Source organism: Streptomyces sp. NEAU-174, assembly GCF_052665095.1.
This window is the reverse complement of the sequence record NZ_JBQTCE010000007.1, coordinates 248489-268063: the sequence shown is the minus strand read 5'-3', so window position 1 is coordinate 268063 and position 19575 is coordinate 248489. Positions and strand designations below refer to the sequence as shown.

The 19575-nt window shown below is 72.2% G+C and carries 18 protein-coding genes and 1 riboswitch; of the genes, 10 read left to right on the top strand and 8 right to left on the bottom strand.

Translation table 11 applies throughout. The features are described from left to right. Positions 1-46 precede the first annotated feature (46 nt). Genes ACT2CW_RS21900 through ACT2CW_RS21885 form a run of 4 tightly spaced genes read left to right on the top strand, consistent with a single transcriptional unit; the run spans position 47 to position 4816 of the window. A complete protein-coding gene (locus ACT2CW_RS21900) occupies positions 47-1135 on the top strand; it encodes a mandelate racemase/muconate lactonizing enzyme family protein (RefSeq protein ID WP_432044867.1) in 1089 nt (362 codons plus the stop codon). Continuing rightward, positions 1132-2211, top strand: coding sequence for an ABC transporter permease (locus ACT2CW_RS21895; RefSeq protein WP_445517914.1), 1080 nt, complete (start codon positions 1132-1134; stop codon positions 2209-2211). Before ACT2CW_RS21900 ends, ACT2CW_RS21895 begins: the two co-directional genes overlap by 4 nt. Next, positions 2208-3275 carry an ABC transporter permease gene (locus ACT2CW_RS21890; protein ID WP_445517913.1) on the top strand — a complete coding sequence of 356 codons (1068 nt, stop codon included), beginning with the start codon at positions 2208-2210 and terminating at the stop codon, positions 3273-3275. The genes ACT2CW_RS21895 and ACT2CW_RS21890 overlap by 4 nt, the downstream gene beginning before the upstream one ends. After that, a complete protein-coding gene (locus ACT2CW_RS21885; protein ID WP_445517912.1) occupies positions 3272-4816 on the top strand; it encodes a sugar ABC transporter ATP-binding protein in 1545 nt (514 codons plus the stop codon). The genes ACT2CW_RS21890 and ACT2CW_RS21885 overlap by 4 nt, the downstream gene beginning before the upstream one ends. A gap of 31 nt (positions 4817-4847) precedes the next feature. Here ACT2CW_RS21885 and ACT2CW_RS21880 read toward each other — a convergent pair whose 3' ends face one another. The 4 genes from ACT2CW_RS21880 to ACT2CW_RS21865 all read right to left on the bottom strand — a co-directional run bounded on the left by ACT2CW_RS21880 (position 4848) and on the right by ACT2CW_RS21865 (position 9373). Next, complete coding sequence (locus ACT2CW_RS21880; protein WP_445517911.1) at positions 4848-5567, bottom strand: GntR family transcriptional regulator; 720 nt, start codon at positions 5565-5567, stop codon at positions 4848-4850. Positions 5568-5722: 155 nt separating this feature from the next. Then, positions 5723-6337 (bottom strand): histidine phosphatase family protein, encoded by a 615-nt coding sequence (locus tag ACT2CW_RS21875; protein WP_445517910.1) that lies wholly within the window; start codon positions 6335-6337, stop codon positions 5723-5725. Then, complete coding sequence (locus tag ACT2CW_RS21870; RefSeq protein WP_445517909.1) at positions 6334-7821, bottom strand: FGGY-family carbohydrate kinase; 1488 nt, start codon at positions 7819-7821, stop codon at positions 6334-6336. Before ACT2CW_RS21870 ends, ACT2CW_RS21875 begins: the two co-directional genes overlap by 4 nt. Then, entirely contained in the window at positions 7814-9373 is a 1560-nt protein-coding gene (locus ACT2CW_RS21865; protein ID WP_445517908.1) for an FGGY family carbohydrate kinase, read from the bottom strand. Before ACT2CW_RS21865 ends, ACT2CW_RS21870 begins: the two co-directional genes overlap by 8 nt. 312 nt (positions 9374-9685) lie before the next feature. On the opposite strand from ACT2CW_RS21865, the gene ACT2CW_RS21860 reads away from it, so the two are divergent. After that, positions 9686-10489 (top strand): DeoR/GlpR family DNA-binding transcription regulator, encoded by an 804-nt coding sequence (locus ACT2CW_RS21860; RefSeq protein WP_445517907.1) that lies wholly within the window; start codon positions 9686-9688, stop codon positions 10487-10489. 205 nt (positions 10490-10694) lie between these two features. Beyond that, a complete protein-coding gene (locus ACT2CW_RS21855; protein WP_445517906.1) occupies positions 10695-11981 on the top strand; it encodes an alpha-L-fucosidase in 1287 nt (428 codons plus the stop codon). 88 nt (positions 11982-12069) lie between these two features. Here the strand turns inward: ACT2CW_RS21855 and ACT2CW_RS21850 are convergent, their stop codons facing one another. From ACT2CW_RS21850 to ACT2CW_RS21840, 3 genes are all read right to left on the bottom strand, one after another. Continuing rightward, a complete protein-coding gene (locus ACT2CW_RS21850; RefSeq protein WP_445517905.1) occupies positions 12070-12996 on the bottom strand; it encodes a cobalamin-binding protein in 927 nt (308 codons plus the stop codon). A 79-nt stretch (positions 12997-13075) separates the two neighbouring features. Beyond that, on the bottom strand, positions 13076-14047 hold the full coding sequence (locus ACT2CW_RS21845; RefSeq protein ID WP_445517904.1) for a polysaccharide deacetylase family protein: 972 nt from the start codon (positions 14045-14047) through the stop codon (positions 13076-13078). A gap of 19 nt (positions 14048-14066) precedes the next feature. Next, positions 14067-14954 (bottom strand): polysaccharide deacetylase family protein, encoded by an 888-nt coding sequence (locus ACT2CW_RS21840; RefSeq protein WP_164423920.1) that lies wholly within the window; start codon positions 14952-14954, stop codon positions 14067-14069. A 113-nt stretch (positions 14955-15067) separates the two neighbouring features. Between ACT2CW_RS21840 and ACT2CW_RS21835 the strand changes: the two genes are divergently transcribed. The 3 genes from ACT2CW_RS21835 (at position 15068) to ACT2CW_RS21825 (ending at position 17209) form a co-directional block, all read left to right on the top strand. Beyond that, the gene (locus ACT2CW_RS21835) at positions 15068-15967 is read left to right on the top strand and encodes a MurR/RpiR family transcriptional regulator (protein WP_445517903.1); all 900 of its coding nucleotides are present in this window, start codon (positions 15068-15070) and stop codon (positions 15965-15967) included. A 70-nt stretch (positions 15968-16037) separates the two neighbouring features. After that, positions 16038-16164: riboswitch (cobalamin riboswitch) on the top strand. A gap of 37 nt (positions 16165-16201) precedes the next feature. After that, a complete protein-coding gene (locus tag ACT2CW_RS21830; RefSeq protein ID WP_445517902.1) occupies positions 16202-16423 on the top strand; it encodes a CbtB domain-containing protein in 222 nt (73 codons plus the stop codon). A gap of 24 nt (positions 16424-16447) precedes the next feature. Beyond that, positions 16448-17209 carry a CbtA family protein gene (locus tag ACT2CW_RS21825; protein ID WP_164423922.1) on the top strand — a complete coding sequence of 254 codons (762 nt, stop codon included), beginning with the start codon at positions 16448-16450 and terminating at the stop codon, positions 17207-17209. Between the two features lie 112 nt (positions 17210-17321). Here ACT2CW_RS21825 and ACT2CW_RS21820 read toward each other — a convergent pair whose 3' ends face one another. Further along, positions 17322-17972: a TetR/AcrR family transcriptional regulator gene (locus ACT2CW_RS21820; protein ID WP_164424284.1), complete on the bottom strand. Its 651-nt coding sequence runs from the start codon at positions 17970-17972 to the stop codon at positions 17322-17324. A gap of 81 nt (positions 17973-18053) precedes the next feature. On the opposite strand from ACT2CW_RS21820, the gene ACT2CW_RS21815 reads away from it, so the two are divergent. Continuing rightward, positions 18054-19571 (top strand): FAD-dependent monooxygenase, encoded by a 1518-nt coding sequence (locus ACT2CW_RS21815; RefSeq protein ID WP_445517901.1) that lies wholly within the window; start codon positions 18054-18056, stop codon positions 19569-19571. Positions 19572-19575: the final 4 nt, after the last annotated feature.

The window sequence follows — 19575 nt, the reverse complement described above, 5'->3', positions numbered from 1 at the left end:
CAGCACCACAGAGAGTCGCCGCAGCACAGAAAGCGGACATCACCGGATGAGCATCATCACGACCGCCACGGCCAAGCTGGCCGACATCGCCGTGGAGACCGACCGCACCGACGCGGTGCAGTCCTTCGTCAAGCAGGAGACGGTACTCGTCGACCTCACCACGGCCGACGGCAGCGCGGGCACCGGCTACGCCTACACCATCGGCACCGGCGGCACCTCCGTACTGGCCCTGCTGCGGGACCATCTGCTGCCCGCCCTCATCGGGCAGGACGCGCGCAACGTCGAGGCGCTGTGGCAGCGGCTGTTCGCCCTGACCCGCGCGACCACCACCGGAGCCATCACCTCGCTCGCGCTCGCCGCCGTCGACACCGCGCTGTGGGACGTGCGCTGCAAGCGCGCGGGCGAGCCGCTGTGGCGGCTGGCCGGCGGCCACCGCCAGGAGGTTCCGGTCTACGACACCGAGGGCGGCTGGCTCCATCTGACCACCGACGACCTGGTGAAGGGGGCGCTGCGGGCGAGGAAGGCCGGGTGGGCCGGTATCAAGATCAAGGTGGGCAAGCCGCATCCCGCGGAGGACGCCGAGCGGCTGCGCGCGGTACGCGAGGCCGTCGGCCCCTCGCTGCACATCATGACGGACGCCAACCAGTCGCAGACGATGTCCTCCGCCCTCCGTTTGGCTGCCGCGCTGGAGCCCTACGACCCGTACTGGCTCGAGGAGCCGCTCCCGGCGGACGACATCAGCGGCCATGCCCGGCTGGCGCGCGCGACCCGGATTCCCGTCGCCGTCGGCGAATCCCTCTACGCGCCCCCGCAGTTCCGCGCCTACCTCGAGACGGGCGCCGCCTCCGTCGTGCAGGTCGACGCCGCCCGGGTCGGCGGGATCACACCCTGGCTCAAGGTCGCCCACACCGCGGAGAGCCACAACGTCGTGGTGTGCCCGCACTTCCTGATGGAACTGCATGTCAGCCTCGTGGCCGCGGTGCCCAACGGCAGCTACGTCGAGCACATCCCGCAGCTGCGGGCCGTGACCCGCGGTGAGCTGACGATGCGCGACGGGATGGCCGTGGCGCCCGACGTGCCGGGCATCGGCATCGACTGGGACGTGGACGCCATCGACGACCGGAGGGTGGCATGACGACGCCCGTCATCCCGCCGGGCAGTGACACCCGCTCCGCCCGGGCCACACCGCCGCGCCCCGCGCACCGGCTGCCGTTCCGGGTCAACCAGCGGCTCGGCCTGCTGGTGCTCGTCGTCGGTCTCAGCGCCCTGTTCGGGGTGGTGCGGCCGACCTTCCTCGACGCCCGGCTCGTGCTGTTCCCGCTGGTCCGGGACGTCTCGACGCTGACCGTGGTGGCGCTCGCCCAGATGGTCGTCCTGTCGGTGGGACATATGAACCTGGCCGTCGGACGGATGGCCGCCTTCGGAGCGCTGTTCGCGGGGCTCGGCTACGACCGGCTGGGCCTGCCACTGCCGCTCGGCCTGCTGCTGTGTCTGTGCGCCGGAGCCGCCATCGGCGCGCTGACCGGCTGGATCATCACCCGTACCGGGGTGAGCTCCTTCGTCGTGACCCTCGCGATGGACTTCGCGCTGCTGGGACTCGTCTCCCTGCTCTACTCGGCCCTGACCGAGAACGCCGCGTTCACCACCAAGCCGTCGGGGCTCGCCGAACTGCGCTCGTACTCGCTCGCCGACATCTGCGTCGGGCCCGTGTGCGGATCCCCGGTGATACCGCAGCTGGCGCAGTTCACCGTCCTGGCCCTGCTCGGCCTCGGTTTCCTGTACGGCGCCACCCGCATCGGCCGGGAGCTGCTGCTCACCGGCGCCAACCCCGCGGCGGCGGAGCTGTCCGGCATTCCCACCGGCCGCCGCGTGATCCTGGCGCACACGCTCTCGGGGCTGCTCGCCGCGCTCGCCGGATTCATGGCCGCCGTCGGCACCGGCACGTTCCGCGCCTCGATCGGGGACGACTTCATGCTGCCGTCGTTCCTCGGCTCGGTGCTCGGTGGCACCCTGCTCACCGGTGGCGTCGTGTCCGTCGTGGGAGCGCTGCTGGGCACGTCCCTGGTCGGTGTCATCCGCAAGGGCCTCGATCTGCTCGGGGTGGGTCTGGAGAGCCTGAACATCTACCTCGGTTGCGTTCTGCTCCTGGCCCTCTCGGCCGACCGGGTGCGCACCGTGGTGTCCCATCGCAAGGTGGTGCGTTCCACATGAACACGATCCGCGATCGGGGTGCCGCGGCCCTGCGCCGCTTCTCCCGCTCCACGACGATGACCCTGCTGTGCGTGGTGCTCATCGGCTACCTCGCCCTGGGCGTGGCCTCCTCCGGCTCGTTCTTCGAGGGCCCTTCGGTACGCACCTTCCTGCGGTACCTGGCCACTCCCGTGCTCATCGGGCTGGCCCAGATGGTGGCGCTGTGCGTCGGACAGCTCAATCTCGCGGTCGGCGCGCTCGGTGGCTTCACCGCCTGTCTGATGGGCGTCCTCATGGCGGACCAGGGCATGCCCGCCGGGGTCGCGGTGGCGGCCGGTGTGCTGGTGGCCACGGCCATCGGCCTGGTGACGGGCCTGTTCATCGTGGTGACGAAGATCAACGGCTTTATCGTCACCCTCGGGACGATGACGATCCTCCAGGGCGCGCAGTACGGGCTGACCGGCACCCGCACCGTCGACGGATACTCCGCCGCCCTGCGGGACTTCGGCCGCGCGGCCCCGCTCAACGTGCCGCTGGTGTTCGTCACCGCGCTGGCCGCCGCGGCCCTGCTCGCCGCCTTCCTGTACCGCGCCACGGCCGGGCGGCGGCTGCTGGCGGCGGGTGGCAATCCGCTGGCGGCCAGGCTGTCGGGCATCTCCACCGACCGGCAGATCGTGCTCGCCCACACCCTGTCGGGGCTCCTGATCGGCGTGGCCGCCCTGACCGCCACGGCGTCGCTGCCCGGAGTCAACCGCAGTGTCGGCGGCGACTGGCTGCTGCCCAGCTTCGCGGCCCCCATCATCGGCGGTGTCGCGCTCACCGGAGGCTCGGTCGCGGTGCTCGGCACGGTGCTCGCGGCCTTCGTGATGCGGCTCATCGACGCCGCACGGGCGCAGTTCTCGCTCGATCCGAGCTGGGTGAACTTCCTCATCGGCGTGGTCGTGCTCGGCACGGTGGTGGGCGGCCGTATCCACCAGAGCCACGTGGCCAGGAGGGGCGGCTCGCGCGGGAGCGCACCGCCCGCACCACCACGAGGCGACGCGCGGCCCGCCGCCGTGTCGCCGCACACGGGAGGTACCGGATGAGCGACGTCCTTCTCGAATGCCAGGCCATCGTCAAGGTGTTTCCCGGTGTACGGGCCCTGGACGGCGTCGGACTGCGGCTCACCGCCGGGTCCGTCCACGCGCTGCTCGGCGAGAACGGCGCGGGAAAGTCCACCCTCATCAAGGTCCTGACCGGGGTGCACCCTCCCGACGGCGGCCGTCTCGTCTGGTGCGGACGCGAGGTGCGTCCGCGCTCGCCACTGGAGGCCACCCGCACCGGCATCGGCGTGGTGCACCAGGAGCGCAATCTGATCCCGGGCTTCTCGGTGGCCGAGAACATCACGTTGCAGAGCCCTCCCGCACACCGCGGTCTCATCGACCGCGCGGCCATGACCGACCCCGCTCTGCGGTGCCTCGGCGAGCTGGGCCTGGACCTCGACCCGGACCGGCCGGTCCGTGAACTGTCCGTGGCGCAGCAGCAGTTGGTGGAGATCGCCAAGGCCCTGTACACCGAGAGCCGGGTGCTGCTCCTCGACGAGCCGACCGCCTCCCTCTCCCCGCGCGAGGCGGAGCGCCTGTTCGAGGTCGTGCGGAGGCTGAAGGCCCGGGGGACGTGTGTCGTCTTCGTCAGCCACAAGCTGGAGGAGGTGTTCGCCATCTGCGACACCGTCACCGTGCTGCGCGACGGCGCCTCCGTGCTCGAGTCGTCACCACTCGCCGGGCACACGCAGGACGATGTGGTCGGTCTCATGGTGGGCCGCGCCCACGCGGCGACCGAGATGCGCCCCCGGGAGGTGGACACCTCCGCGGCGCCGGTGCTCTCGCTCGACGGAGTGTCCACCGCCGCCGGGCACCGGGACATCGGCCTGGACGTCCGGCCCGGCGAGATCGTCGGGCTGTACGGGCTGGTCGGCGCGGGGCGCAGCGAACTGGTCAAGGCGGTGCTCGGCCTCGACCGCGTCACCGGCGGCGAGATCCGGGTGCACGGCGAGCCGGTGCGCATCGCCTCTCCCCGGCAGGCGCTGCACCGCTTCGGCATCGGCTATCTCACCGAGAACCGCAAGGAGGAAGGGGTCTTCCTGGACCAGCCCATCGCCCGGAACATCACGGTGACGGTGTGGAAGCGGCTGGCGAAGGCGCTCGGTTTCGTCTCCGCGCGCGAGGAGCGGGACGTGGCGCACGACCTCGTCGAACGTCTGGGCATCCGCTTCGCCGGGCTCGACCGCCACGCCGGTGAGCTGTCCGGTGGCAACCAGCAGAAGGTGAGCCTGGCGAAGTGGCTGGCGGCCGAGACGCGGCTGCTCATCGTGGACGAGCCGACGGTGGGTGTCGATGTGCGCACCAAGCACGCCTTCCACGAACTCATCTGGGAGCTGGCCCGCGATGGGCTGCCCATTCTGCTGATCAGCAGCGACCTCGCGGAGATGATCACGCTCGCGGACCGGGTGGTGGTGATGGCCGACCACCGGATCCGCGGCGAGGTGGACAACGACCGCGACTACGAGCGGATGAGCGGCCGGATCATCCGCATCATCCACGACCGCGCCACGTCGGCGGTGCGCCCGCGGGCGGTGGAGGCGTGACGCACGCGGGCCCCGGCCCCCGTGGCGCGGGTCAGGACTCCTCGTCCCGGCTGAGCTGGCGCCGGAGGCTGCGGGTGAGGTGCTCCGCCATCGCCTCGGCCGCCCGGTCGGCGTTGCGGCGCAATATCGCGTGCACCACGCGCTGGTGCTCCGCGAGGGTCGGGTCATCCGCGCCGAGCTGGCTGCTCAGCCGGAAGATGTGCAGATGGGAGTGGAGCCGCTCCACCGCGTCCGCGAGCAGCGGCCGCCCGGACGCCTGGGCGATCGCGTCGTGGAGGCGCTGGTCGAGGGCGGCGAAGCCACGGTAGGCCGCGTAGCGCCCGGCGGCCGTCCCCGGGTCGGTGTGCATCTCCTCCGCGATCCGCTCGATGGCGTCGAGCTGCTCCTCAGTGGCGTTGACCGCGGCCAGCGCGGCCGCCCTCGGCTCCAGCAGCTGCCGCATCTCGAAGAGCTCCTCGAGCCCCTGCCGGGTCAGCAGCTCGGTGGTGCGGTACCCCGACAGCGGCCGCTTCACCACCAGGCCGTCCGCCTCCAGCCTGGCCAGCGCCTCCCGGATGGGGGTCGGGGAGACGCCGAGGGTGCGGGACAGGGCCTCGATGCTGACGCGCGCCCCGGGGGTGATCTCATGGTCCATGACCATGGCCTTGATGTTCTCGTAGACACTGTCCGAGAGCGCCTGACGGGCGGGTGGCACATCCCGCCCCCGCCCTTCCCCCGGTGCCCCGGTCGCGGAGGTGTCCTGCGGCGGCATCCGGCCTCCTGCTGCTGATCGGGGCGTATCGGGGCAGCAACAGTTTACCCAGGTGAGGGATGCCGTTCAGGGCGAGCGGTGAGCAGTCGGGGCAGCACGAGTGGTCGCCGGCGGCGAGGACGGCGGTGGGCACGGTGCACGCCGGGGGAAGGGGGTCAGTCGGTGGTCAGGGCCGGGGCGTTGAGCCGCAGCAGCGAAGCCCGGCCGTCCCGCAGGCGCAGTTCGGTCAGGGCGCCGTTCTCCAGCCGGGGGAACACCTGGCGGTAGCGGGCGAGCGGAATGCCGAGCAGCCGGCACAGGACGAGACGGACGAGGGTGGAGTGGGCGACGACCAGGACGCGTCCCTCGGGCGCCTCCCGGGCGACGTCCGTCAGACAGCCGATCGCACGGTCGGCGGCCGCCGCCGGGTCCTCGCCGCCGGGCAGGTGATGGGCGACCGGATCGGCCAGGAACGCGGCCAGCTCTGCCGGGAACCGCTCCCGCATCTCCGCCCGGGTCAGCCCCTCGCCGCGCCCGAAGTCCACCTCGTACAGCCGCTCGTCGACGCGCGGGGTGAGGCCGAGCGCGGCCGCGGCGGGCTCGGCGGTGAGCCGGGCGCGGGACAGCGGTGAGCTGAGCACCGCGTCCAGCCGCTGCCCCGCGGCCCAGGCGCCGAGCTCGGCGGCCTGCTGGTGCCCGTGTTCGGTCAGCGGCACATCGGTGCGGCCGGCGTAGCGGTTCTCCGCGTGCCACACGGTCTCCCCGTGCCGTACGAGGACGAAGTCGGTCACTGGTCGGCCTTTCTGTGGGCGTGGGCGGCCACCTCCGGCTCCAGCCAGCCCCGGCGGACCAGTTCGTCCACGAAGCCGAGGTAGACGGGGAGCAGCCGTGCGGTGCGGGCGGGATCGGGGCGCAGCTCGACTCCGCCGCGCACCATGGCGGCGGCGGCACGCTCCAGCGTGACGCCCGAGGCGGTGGCGGCGAGCACCGCCATGCCGACCGCGCTCTCGGCCTGCTCGGGGAGGGTCACGCCCCGGCCGAGGAGGTCGGCGCGCAGCCGCGACCAGTAGCGGTTGCGGGCGCCGCCGCCGGTCAGGCTCAGCGGGCCGGCCACGGGAGCCCCGATGTGATCCAGGTGGTCGAGGCAGAGCCGCTCCACACAGGCCACGCCGAGCAGACAGGCATGGAACTCCTCGGCCGCGCCGGAGGGTTCGCCCAGGACGAAGGGGTGCGCGTCGGGCGCGCGGAACGGGAAGCGTTCGCCGCGTTCGCCGACGAGCGGGTAGACGACCGCGGTGGAGCCGGTGGCGGCGGCCGCTTCGGTGAGGGCGTCGAGGTCGCCGCCGGGGAAGCGGCGGGTCAGCACGCCCGCGCCACTGCTGGAGGCGCCGCCGGGCAGCCAGCCGCCGCCGGGCCCGCGGTGGCAGTAGACCACCCCGGCGGGGTCGCGCACCGGACGGGGGCTGGCGCCCTTGAGGACGAGGGTGGTGCCCAGCACCGAGTTCCAGGCGCCAGGGCCGAGCGCGCCCGCCCCGATCTGGGCCGCGCAGCCGTCGGTCATCCCCGCGACCATGGGGGTGCCGACGGGGATCCCGGTGACGGCGGCGGCCCGCGCGCAGACCGTGCCGATCACCGTGCCGGGCCGTACGACCTCCGGCAGCAGGCCGTCGGGGACGCCCAGGGCGGCCAGCTCCTTAGCGGGCCAGCGGTCGGCGAGCAGGTCGTAGCCGGTCTTCAGGGCGTGGCTGGCGTCGGCGGGGAGCTGTTGGCCGGCCAGCCGCCAGGTGATCAGGTCGGCCTGGTGCAGCAGCCGGGCCCCCGGCGGGACATCGGTGTGCTGGAGCAGCCACAGGAGTTTGGGCAGCGCCCAGGACGGCTGCATGGTGCGGTAGCCGAGCCTCTCCCAGACCGCCGCGCCGACGGTGTTGACGCGGTCGGCGTGGCCCGCGGCGCGCCCGTCGTCGTACATCAGGGCCGGGGTGAGGGGCGTTCCGGACGGGTCGGCGAGGAGGACGGTCCCGGAGGTGGCGTCCACCGCCACACCCCGCACCCGCCCGCCGTCGATACCGCTCAGGGCCTCGCGGCAGGCGGCACCGGCGGCGGACCACCACTGCTCGGGGTCCTGTTCGTGCCGTACGCCGTCACGGCGGCCGGTCAGGGGGCGGGAGGCCGCGGCGAGCGGCTTCCCGGTGCCGTCCACGGCGACCGCGCGCACGCTCTGCGTACCGAGGTCCAGGCCGAGATGGACGGCGTCGGGGGAGAGAGCGTCAGACATACGAGGTTTCCGGATGGGGGTCGTGGGGGCCGTGGGGGCCCGGCTCCCGGGATGGCGACGAGTCCGGCCCCTGGGACGGCGACCAGCCCAGGGACCGGGCCGCGTCCCGCCAGGCCAGGTGTGCCGCGGCCAACTCGTCGTAGAGCGCGGCCCGGTCCGGGTCCGGCGCCCAACTGGCGCCCATATGAACGTACTTGGCGGCGGCTTCCTCCATGCTCCGCTCGGCGCCGGTGAGCGCCAGGCCGGTGAGGAAGGCGCCCTTCGCGCCCAGCTCGGTGTCGGTGCCGCGCGCCGTCGGAACGCCGGTGGCGTCGGCGATGAGCTGACACCAGCGGTCGCTGCCCGCGCCTCCGCCGCACAGCCGCAGCTCGCGCACCTCGGTTCCGGAGGCGCGCAGGCAGTCCCGTACGACGAGGGACAGCCCCTCGAAGACCGCACGGGCCAGGTCGGCGCGGGTGTGGTCCAGCGACAGCCCCCAGAAGGTGCCGCGGGCCCGCCCGTCGAGGAACGGCGCGCGCTCCCCGGCGGGGGAGAGATAGGGGAGGAAGCCCAGCCCGGCGGCGCCGGGCGCGGACGCGGCGGCGAGGTCACCCAGGGCGGCGGGGCTCTCGACGGCCAGCGTCCGGCACGCCCAGTCCAGCACCTCGGTGCCCGAGAGGGTGGGAAGGGCGCGCAGCAGGCGGTCGTGGCGGCCGAAGGCGATGGTGATGCCGCACGGCTCGCCCGAGGTGTCCACGCTCCGGCGCACCACCTCGGTGCACAGGGTGGTGCCGAGGATGGCGCACGCCTGCCCGGGGTCGACGGCCCCGGCGCCGCGGGCGGTGGCGGCGATGTCGTAGGGCGCCATCACGACGGGAAGGCCGGTGGGGAGGCCCAGTTCGGCTGCCGCGTGCTGGGTGAGCTCGGCCACGCACTCGTCGTGTCCGAGGACGCGCGGCAGCAGCCGACGGGCCCACCCCAGGCCGAACAGGTCCACGATCGCGGGGTCGTACGCGCCCGTGGCGTGGTCGAGGAAGGGGGCCGACGCGTCGGAGGCGTCGATCGCCGTGACGCCGGTGAGCCTCAGGAACAGCCAGCCCGCCGCGGTCAGCGCGGTGTGCGAGCGCTCCAGACGCGCCGGGTCGTGCTCGGCGAGCCAGGTGAGCACCGCGTTGGGCATGCCCGCGCAGGTCAGGGAGCCGTTGCGGCGGTACGCCTCCGCCAGGACGCCCTCGGCCTGCCAGCGCGCGAGCAGATCACCGGCGCGCCCGTCGGACCACAGGACCGCAGGACCGGTGGGGCGGCCGTCGCCGTCGACCAGCCAGCAGCCGTCCCCCTGGGCCGTGAACGCGATCAGCCGCACCGCGTCATGGCCGGGCCCCAGCCGGTCCAGGGCGCCGCGCACGGTGGAGACGACCCCGCGCCACACGGCGTCCATGTCCTGCTCTGCCCACCCGGGGTGGGGCCGCAGCACCTCCGTACCGGTGCGGGAGACCGCCACTTCCCTTCCCTCGGCGTCGAACACGACGGACTTGATGACCGACGTGCCGACGTCGACGGTGAGAACCGTCATGACCGAAACACCTGCCCCTTCGCCACGGCAGGGCAGCGGCGTACCAGTGCATCGCCACCGCTCCGAGGAACCGACGCCGTCGGCGGGATTCCGCACCGACGAACCCAGAGAATCGCCGCCGGGAAGCCAGGTCAATCGGGGCGCGGGATTATCCCGCGACCGGCCCACGGCACCGTGCGATGTCCTGGGCCACCGCCCCTGCACAGGGGGAGGCGACGTACCGCCCGCGTGTTACCTTCGCGTGAGTTTCACATCAGGTTGTCTCACGCCGGTCCGCCCGGGTGGTGCGAGGGGGACAAGGAGCCGCAGGCCATGACCCGTACGGATGGGCAGGAGGAGCGGCGGCGCCGGCTGCGTGAACTGGTCACCACCAAGGGCTTCGTCCGCACCTCGGACCTGGCGGCCGAGTTCGCCGTCAGTGTGATGACCATCCACCGCGACCTGGACGCCCTCCAGGCGCAGGGCTGGCTGCGCAAGGTGCGCGGCGGTGCGAGCTGTCTGCCGTCCACGCAGTTCCACGGCAGTGTCGGCGAGCGCATGGCGACGATGACGCAGACCAAACAGCGGCTGGCGCGGGCGGCCGCCGAGGAGCTGGCCCCCGGACAGATCGTGGTGATCGACGACTCCACCACCTGTCTGGGCCTGACCCAGCACCTGCCCCACCACACACCGATCACGGTGATCACCAACTCGCTGCCCGCCATCACCGCTCTGGCCAAGGAGCCCGGGGCGGCGCTGGTGGCGCTCGGCGGCACCTACTTCCCGGCGTACGACGCGTTCATGGGGCCGCACACCGCGCAGAGCGTGTCCGCCTTCCGCGCCGATGTGCTGTTCATGTCCACCACCGCCGTCACCGCGGGCCGCTGCTACCACATGTCACCCGAGACGGTGCAGGTCAAGCAGGCGATGATGGCCGCCGCGGCACGCCGCGTACTCCTCGTCGACCATACGAAGTTCGCCAACCAGGGCCTGTACGCGCTGGCTCCGCTCACCGACTTCGACCTGGTCGTGGTGGATGACGCGGTACCGGCCGGGGAGGTGCGCGGGCTGCGCGAACGAGGCGTCGATGTGCGCATCGTCGCGCGAGACACATCGGGGGTCGGATCACGACAGTGACGGTCAGGTACGCGGCCCGGGTCGACGGCGCCGGGACCGTGCGCACCTTCCTCAGCGTGATGGTGCTCGGTGATCTCGATGCTGCCGACCGTGATCATCCTCGTCCTCCTCCAGAAACACCTCGTGCGCGGCATCGTCACCAGCGGCCTGGGCGGCCGCTGACCCCCCGCCCGCTTCCTCTTCTCCGGGAAAGGAACCCCCCTCGATGGCCATCCCCGCCTGGTTCACCGAAGACCGCTTCGGCATGTTCATCCACTGGGGCCTGTACGCCCTGCCCGCCCGCCACGAGTGGGTGAAGAACCGCGAACGCATCACGGACGAGGACTACGACCGCTACTTCCGCCACTTCGAACCTGACCTCTTCGACCCCCGTGAGTGGGCGCGGTCCGCCAAGCGCGCCGGAATGAAGTACATGGTGCTCACGACCAAGCACCACGACGGCTTCTGCCTGTGGGACTCCAAGCTCACCGACTACACCTCGATGAACACCCCGATCGGCAAGGACCTCGTCGCCGAGTTCGTCGAGGCCGTGCGCGCCGAGGGACTGCGCGTGGGCTTCTACCACTCGCTCATCGACTGGCACCACCCGGACTTCGTCATCGACGGCCTCCACCCGCGCCGTGACGACCCGCCGGAGGAGATCAAGCGGCTCAACGAGGGCCGCGACATGGCCCGTTACCGTGCCTATCTGCACGGTCAGGTCGAGGAGCTGCTGACCGGCTACGGCACCATCGACTACCTCTTCTACGACTTCTCGTACAAGGACGACGACCACCACGACGTGTGGAACGGCAAGGGAAAGGAGGAGTGGGGCTCGGAGGAACTCCTCGCGCTCACCCGCAGGCTCCAGCCCGAGATCATCGTCAACGACCGGCTCGCCATCCCCGGCGACCTCGTCACACCCGAGCAGTACCAGCCCGACAGGCCCATGGAGGTCGACGGGCGGCCGGTGGTGTGGGAGGCGTGCCAGACCCTCAACGGCAGCTGGGGCTACGACCGCGACAACCTCAATGTGAAACCGGTCGACCTGCTGGTCCGGATGCTCGTCGACGGCGTCTCGAAGAACGGCAACATGCTGCTGAACGTCGGTCCGACCGGACGCGGTGACTTCGACGCCACCGCCCTCGCCACGCTGGAGGGGATCGGGGCGTGGATGTCCCGCCACCAGCGCTCCATCCACGACGCCGGCCCCTCCCGCTACCGCGCCCCGGCCGACACCCGCTACACCCAGCGCGGCAACCGCCTCTATCTGCACCTCTTCACCTGGCCCTTCGGCCATGTCCACCTCCCGGACCTGGCGGGCAAGGTCGAGTACGCGCAGTTCCTGCACGACGCGTCCGAGATCAAGTACCGCGAGATCGACCCGTCGATCACGGCGCAGAACACCGGCCTCGGCGGCCAGCCACCCGGCACCCTGACCCTGACCCTGCCGGTCGTCCGCCCCGATGTGGCGGTACCGGTCGTGGAACTGTTCCTGCGCCAGGACGCCTGACACCCGAGCGGGGCGCTCCGAGCTCAGAGGCGCCCGGCGCCCTGTCGGCCGGGCGGGCCGCGGAGGTCTCGGCGGTCGGCGCGGGCGGTCATGACGGTCGGGCCGGGAGCGGGAGTGCCTCGGTCGGTGTCACTTCGTCCCCGGCTCGTACGCCGTGCAGGACGTGGGCCAGCACCTCGGCTCCGCGCACCACGCGCGGGCCGGGGCGGTTGAAGTAGGCCGGGCCGTCCAGCACCCAGACCCTCCCGGCCCGTACGGCGGGCAGGTCCGCCCAGCCCGGCAGGCGGGTGAGCAGGTGTGTCTCCCGCAGGGTGCGCTCGGGCGGGAAGCCGCACGGCAGGACCAGGACCACCTCCGGCCGGGCGGCGCGCACCGCCTCCCAGGTCATCGGGGTGGTGTGCGCCCCGGAGGCGGCGAGCAGCGGTTCGCCTCCGGCGGTGGCGATCTGGTCGGGGACCCAGTGTCCGGCGGGCCACAGCGGGTCGAGCCATTCGATCGCCACGACCCGGGGCCGGGCCCGGCCCGCCACCGCCTGGCGGATGCCCTCGAGGCGGTCGCGCAGGTCGCCCCGGCGCCGCTCGGCGCGCTCGCGCACGCCGAGCAGCTCACCCACCGTCACCAGACAGTCCAGTACGTCGTCGAGCGTGTGCGGCTCCAGGCTGAGGACGCGGGTGCGGGCGTCCAGCAGCCGGACGGCCCGGCTCACCTTCCGGTACGACACGGCGCACACCTCGCACAGGTCCTGGGTGAGCACCACATCGGGGCGCAGGGCCGCCAGCGCCTCGGTGTCGAGGGTGTAGAGCGACGACCCGGAGTGTGTCGCGCCGCCGACCGCGTCGGAGATCTCCCGGCTGGTGAGGGCGTCCTGGTCGAGGCCGGTGGCGGTCACCACGGGGAGGCCCGCCACCGCTTCCGGCGGCCAGTCGCATTCGTGGGTCCGGCCGGCCAGCTGCCCGGCGAGCCCGAGTTCGGCGACGATATCGGTCGCGGCGGGCAGCAGGGAGACGATGCGCATACCACGACTGTAGGCCGGATGTCCGGGGCATCGGCGACAGGCGACGCGCGGTCGGCGGCGTGCCGGTGGTGTGGCGCGCTCAGCCGGCCACGGCGCGTTGCGGGTCGGTGCGGTGACGTACCTCCTCCGAGGAGCCGGGGTCGTTCGGGCGGTCCAGGGAGCGCCACCACCGCGCCACCTCGGCGCCGGTGGCGAACCATACGTCCCGGCGCCGCCGCATATACGCCAGGAACTCCTCCAGCACCCCGATCCGGCCCGGCTTGCCGATGCAGGACGGCTCCAGGGTGATCACACAGCACAGCCCGTAGCCGTGGTACGCGTCGAACTCCGCGCACCAGTCGTCCAGGGTCTGCCGGTATCCGGCGATCCGCACCTGACCGGCGGGGTAGGCCGGTCCGTAGTTGAACATGAAGCGGGGGAAGTCATTGAGCTCCCAGTGGGCCGGAACGTCCACCAGCGGGGTGGCGCCGGGGCCGGTGGCCGGGTGCAGCAGGGTCGGCCGGTCGTCGCCCCGGGCCAGGGAGGTCCAGGTGAACCCCAGTTCGCCCAGCACCCCGGCGGTGTCGTCGCCGATCTCCGCGGAGGGCGGCCGGAAGCCGGTGGGCCGCCGCCCGGAGATGTCCTCCAGCACCCGCGCGGAACGCTCGATGGCGCGCCGCTGCCCCTCGGCGTCGAGGGTCGCGTAGTCCTCCAGGCCGTCGCCGCGGGAGCCGATCTCATGGCCGCGGGCGGCCACGTCCCGCACCGTCGCCGGGTAGCGCTCGGCCACCGTCGCCGGGATCATCCAGCTGGCGCGGACACCGGCCGCGTCGAGGGCGTCGAGCATCCGGGGCGCGCCGCGCTTCGGACCGTACTCGCCCATGGACAGGGTCTTGGGCCGCTCATGGCAGGACTCGTCCAGCCGCAGCCAGAACAGCTCCGCGTCGAGGTTCACCGTCACCACGACCGCGCACCGGGCGCCGTCCGGCCAGGGCGGGTTCTCCTCCAGCCGGGGCCGCGCCTGCTCGTTCTCCACCGAGCTCTCCACCGGGCTCTTCACCGCGCTCTCCATCCGTCTCGTCCCTGGCGTCTCAGTGGTGCGTCCGCCACCACTGGGCGATCTGGCTCCCGGTGGCGAACCACACATCGTCATGGGAGCGGATGTGCTCGATGAGCCGGCGCAGCAGCAGCACCCGGCTCGGCTTGCCCATGACTTCCGGGTGCATCATCACGACGTAGCAGAGCCCGTAGCGGTAGTAGCCGTCGAACTCCCGCCGCCAGTTGTCGAGGGTGAGCTCGGTGCCGGCGATCCGGTCCTGGCCGCGCGGCTCCGCCGGGACGTCGTTGTAGGCGAACTGGGGGAAGTCGTCCAGCTCCCACTGCGCGGGGATCTCGATGAGGTCGGTGTCGCGCCCGTCGATCCGCCAGCGGTACGGGCGGTCGTCGCCGCGCATGGAGCTGGAGTAGGAGAAGCCGAGATCGCACAGCAGCTGGGGGCTGTCGGCGCTGAAGTCACCGGAGGGCGTGCGGAATCCCACGGCCGTGGTGCCGGCCACCCGCTGGAAGATCTCCTGGCTGCGCTCGATCAGCGCGCGCTGCTCGGCGATGGTCCTGGAGTAGTACAGCTCGTGCAGATAGCCGTGGTGGCCCAGCTCATGGCCGCGGTCCGCGATGGTCCGCAGCAGGTCGGGCCAGCTCTCGGCGGTCCAGCCGGGGACGAAGAAGGTGGCGGGGATCCGGAAGTCTTCCAGCAGGTCCAGGATCCGGGGGGTGCCCCGGTGCGGGCCGTACGCGCCGAGCGAGAACAGCCGCGGGGAGCGCCAGATGTCGGGGGCGTGGCCGAGGTTGGCCAGCAGCGCCGGGCCGTCCACGTCGAAGCTCAGCAGCACGGCGCAGCGGGCGCCGCCCGGCCACCGGGGTCGGTCGACCGCCCCCGGCCGGGGCCGGTGGCCGGGCGTCGGGGCAGCGGAAGGGGTCATGGAAGGCTCCGTAGTGTCTGCTACGAACTTGTCGTGAATGCGACGCGAGGAACGTAGGATGCGCTACGGACGCACGTCAAGCGCTACGGACGCACGTCGAGAGAGGGCAACCCATGGACATGGCGGAGATCCCGGAGGGCGCGCCGCTCCAGCAGCGGGTGGCGGCCGCCTGGCCGCGGCTCGCGCCCGCCGAGCAGAAGGTCGCGGCGTTCCTCAGAGAGCATCCGCAGGAGGTGGGCTTCTCCTCCGCGAGTGAACTCGGCGCGCTCACCGGCACCAGCGACGCCACGGTGGTCCGGACCGCCAAGGCCCTCGGCTACAGCGGCTTCACCGGCCTCAAACACGCCGTGGCCCGGTCCCTCGCCACCTTGATGCGGCCCTCCGCACGGCTGCGCAGCCGCGTCGAGCACATGGCCGGATCCACCGAGGAGCTGCTGGACCGGGTCTTCGAGGACGCCGCCGAGGTCATCCACGAGACCCGGCGCGGTCTGCGCGCCGACGCCTTCGCCGCGGCCGTGGAGCGGCTGCTGCCCGCCGAGGAGGTCATGACCTTCGGCGCCGGCCCGTCCGGCATCGTCGCCGAGTACCTCGCGCTGAGGCTCAACCGGCTGGGGCTCAAGGCCCGTCACACGGCGGACATGGGCTTCAGGCTGCCGGACGCGCTGGTGCCGCTCTCGGCGGACGACGTCGTGGTGATCTTCGCCCCGGCCCGGCTCTTCAAGGAGATCGAGGTCATCATCGACCACGCCGAGGAGGTGGGCGCCCCGGTCGTCCTGATCACGGACGCCCTCGGCCCGGCGCTCGGCGACCGGGTGGCCGTCACCCTCCTGGCCACCCTCTCCGCCTCCGGGGCCACCCGCGAGACCCTCGGCTCACTGGCCGTCGTGGACGCCCTGGCCCTGGCCGTGGCCTCCCAGTTGGGCGAGCGCGCGCTGGAGACCTCCGAACTGCTGACCCGTCTGCGCGGTCACTTCCTGCCGCCCAACAGCCCCCATGACGGCCGCGACGAGTGAGGTCGTGCGGGTTCTGGCGGCGTCTCACCAGGTGGCCGGTCTTGGCCAGGCATCCCACACGCGGTACCGTCGGTGCGATATCGACGATGGTCTGACGGAAGCCGGTGGGAATCCGGCACGGTCGCGCCACTGTGAACGGGACGTATCCGAAGGGGACGTCCGTGAGTCAGACCCGCAGCCATCGTCTTGTGCACCACCGAGATGGGACGCGAACTCCCGTAGGAGGCCACTGCCATGGCGCAGCATGTCGCGCAGCCGACAGCCACCACCCCCGAACTGCCCGCCACGTTGCCGCTGAAGGCGATAGCTCCGTGGGCCGTCTTCTTCGGCATCCTGATGCTGGTCCTGCTGTACTTCGTCGGCGCCGAGCAGGGCGCGACCGCGGTCCTCTCCGGCTCGGGTGTCCATGAGTGGGTGCATGACGCCCGCCATCTGCTCGGCTTCCCCTGCCACTGAGGAGGCGAGGGACGCCGCACCCCCATGAACTCCGCAACAGTGAGAAACCTGTTGGTGCGGGGCATGCTCGCCGGTCTTGGTGCCGGTGTGCTCGCCCTGATCGCCGCCTATTTCCTCGGCGAGCCGAACGTCGACCGCGCGATCGGCTTCGAGGAGGCCCACGCGTCCGCGCATGAGCACGAGGTCGAGATCGTCTCCCGCAGTCTTCAGTCCACCGCCGGTCTGGCCACCGGTGTGCTGATCTACGGGGTCGCGTTCGGCGGTATCGCCGCCCTCGCCTACTGCGTCGCCCTCGGCCGCGTCGGCCGCTTCGGCCCGCGGGCCACCGCGCTGCTGCTGTCCGGCTGCGCGCTGCTCGCGGTCTACGTCGTGCCGTTCCTGAAGTACCCGGCCAACCCGCCCGCCGTCGGCAACGGCGACACCATCGGCAAGCGGACGACGCTGTACTTCCTGATGATGGTGCTCAGCGTGCTCCTCGCGATCGCGGCCACCATCCTCGGCAAGCGGCTCGCCCCGAGGCTGGGCACCTGGTACGCCACCGTCGCCGCGGTGGCCGCCTTCGCCGTCGTCATCGGGCTGGCGTTCGCCTTCCTGCCCGTCGTCAACGAGGTCCCGGCGGACTTCCCGGCCACCGTCCTGTGGCGGTTCCGGCTGTCCGCCCTCGCCATGCAGCTGATCCTGTGGGGTGGCTTCGGCCTCCTCTTCGGCGAGCTCGCCGAGCGGTTGCTGAACCCCAAGCCCGCGAAGGCCGAGGAGAGCCGGGCGATGGCGGCCGCCTCGAACTGACCACGCCGAGACGCATGAGGGCCCGCGGAGCTGTTTCCGGGGGCCCTCTCGCGTTGGGCGGGCACGTCCCGGCACCTGACGCCCCGGAGGCGCCCGTGCGGGGCGCCTGGAGTCACTTCCGCGGGGACAGCTGCCGCAGTCCGTTCTCCAGCAGCGCGAACGCGTGCTCCGCGTCGGCCACCGCACCCGCGTAGCGCTCGTCGGCCGGCTCCCCGTACGTCACGCGTTGGGTGTTGTCCTGTGCCAGTGACCACTGGACGGCGACGATTTGGACGGCGGCCAGCCGCGCGGTGAGCTCCGGGGTGTCCGCCGTCTCCCGCAGCGCCCGCGCGAGCTCGCGCTCGGCACCGGCCTTGAACCGCTCCATCCGGGCCACCAGTGAGGGTGTGTCGAGGATCATCCGGGTGAGTTTGAGGATCTGGGGATGGTCGTTGAGCCCGGTGATCGGGTCCCGTTCGCGCAGGCCCTTGAGGAAGTGCTCGCGCAGTGCGGTCAGCGGGGCGGTGCGGGGCGGGCGGGCCCGTACGACGCGGGCGCTTTCGGCCTCGTGGTCGGCGAGGCGGTGCACCACGAGATCTTCCTTCGCCGGGAAGTAGGCGAAGAGCGTGCGCTTGGACACCTCGGCCGCCTCGGCCACCTGGGCCACCGAGACCTGGTTGAAGCCGTGTTCGAGGAAGAGCGTGATCGCCGCCTCGGAGATCGCCGCGTGGGTCCGCTGCTTCTTCCGCTCCCGTAGCCCTGGCTTGCCGTCCACGCCGACCACCGTAGCAGAGCAATTGCCCTCAGGGGATTTCTGCACCTGGTATACATATAGCCCGAGGCGAGAAATCGAGGAGGAGTGACCGTGTCCACGGAGAAGACTGAGACGACGACGGTGAGCACGACCGACGTCGTCATCGCGGGCGCCGGGCCGACCGGGCTGATGCTGGCGTACGAGCTGGCGCTGGCCGGGGTCGAGACCCTGGTGCTGGAGAAGCTGGACCAGCGCGTCGAGCAGGTGAAGGGCGGCGCGATCCAGCCCCGTACGGCCGAACTGCTGGAGTCGCGCGGGCTGTTGGAGCCGATGCTGCGGCGGGCCATCCAGCGTGCCCCGGTGGGCGGGAACTTCGCGCTGCTGCCCGTGCCCTTGGACTGCACCCCCTGGCGGACCGGGCACAACAGCGTGATCGGCATCCCTCAGTGGAAGATCGAGGAGGTGCTCGAGGAGCGGGTGACCGCCGCGGGCGCCCGGGTTCTGCGGGGCGCCGCCGTCACGAAGGTCGAGCCGGACGAGGACGGCGTGGCCGTGACGGCGGGCGGTCTTGAGGTGCGGGCGCGCTATCTGGTGGCGTGCGACGGCGGCCACAGCACGGTGCGGAAACTGCTGGAGCTGCCGTTTCCCGGGCGGGCCGGGACCCATCAGGCGGTGCTGACCGACGTCCGGCTGACCGCGGTGTCCTCGCTGGTGCCGAAGCGGATGGGGCACATCAGCACCATGACCCGTCGTGTGGGCGACTACTGGGCCATGCTGATCCCGGTCGAGGGTGACCTCTACCGCTTCACCTTCGGGCGCGCGGACCAGGTGGACACCGTCCGCGACGCCCCGGTCACCCATGAGGAGATCGCCACCGCGCTGCGGGAGGTGTACGGCGAGGAGACCACCCTGGGGGCCGTGGAGAACTCCTCGCGCTTCAGCGATGCCACGCGACAGCTGGAGCGGTACCGCGTGGGCCGCGTGCTGTTCGCGGGCGACGCCGCCCATATCCATCCGCCGCTGGGCGGCCAGGGGCTCAACCTCGGTATGCAGGACGCGTTCAACCTCGGCTGGAAACTGGCCGCGGTCATCCAGGACCGGGCGCCGAGCGGCCTCCTGGACAGCTATCACGCCGAACGGCACCCGGTCGGAGCTCAGGTCCTGCACCACACGTCGGCCCAGCGGGTCCTGGCGGACACGAACCCGAGCGAGGACGTGGCCGCCCTGCGTGACATCTTCATCGACCTGCTGCGGCTGCCCGACGCCAACCGCCACCTCGCGGGACTGATATCCGGGCTCTCACTGCGCTACGAACTGCCCGGCGACCATCCCCTCACCGGACAGCGGGTGCCGGACGCCGACCTGGTCACCGAGGACGGTGCCACCCGGTTGTCGGCGCTGTTCGGCTCGGGCCACGCCGTTCTGCTCGATCTGGCCGGAGCCGTCCCGGACGGCCTCCGGCTCCCGCCACGCGTCGACCTCGTCCGGGCCACCTGCGCGGACGACCTGGGCGCCGCCGCCCTGCTCATCCGCCCCGACGGCTATGTGTGCTGGGCCGCGGACACCCCGGCCGCGTGCGACGAGACCCTGCTCGCCACGATCGACGGCGGGCTGACGAAGGTGCACTGAGCTG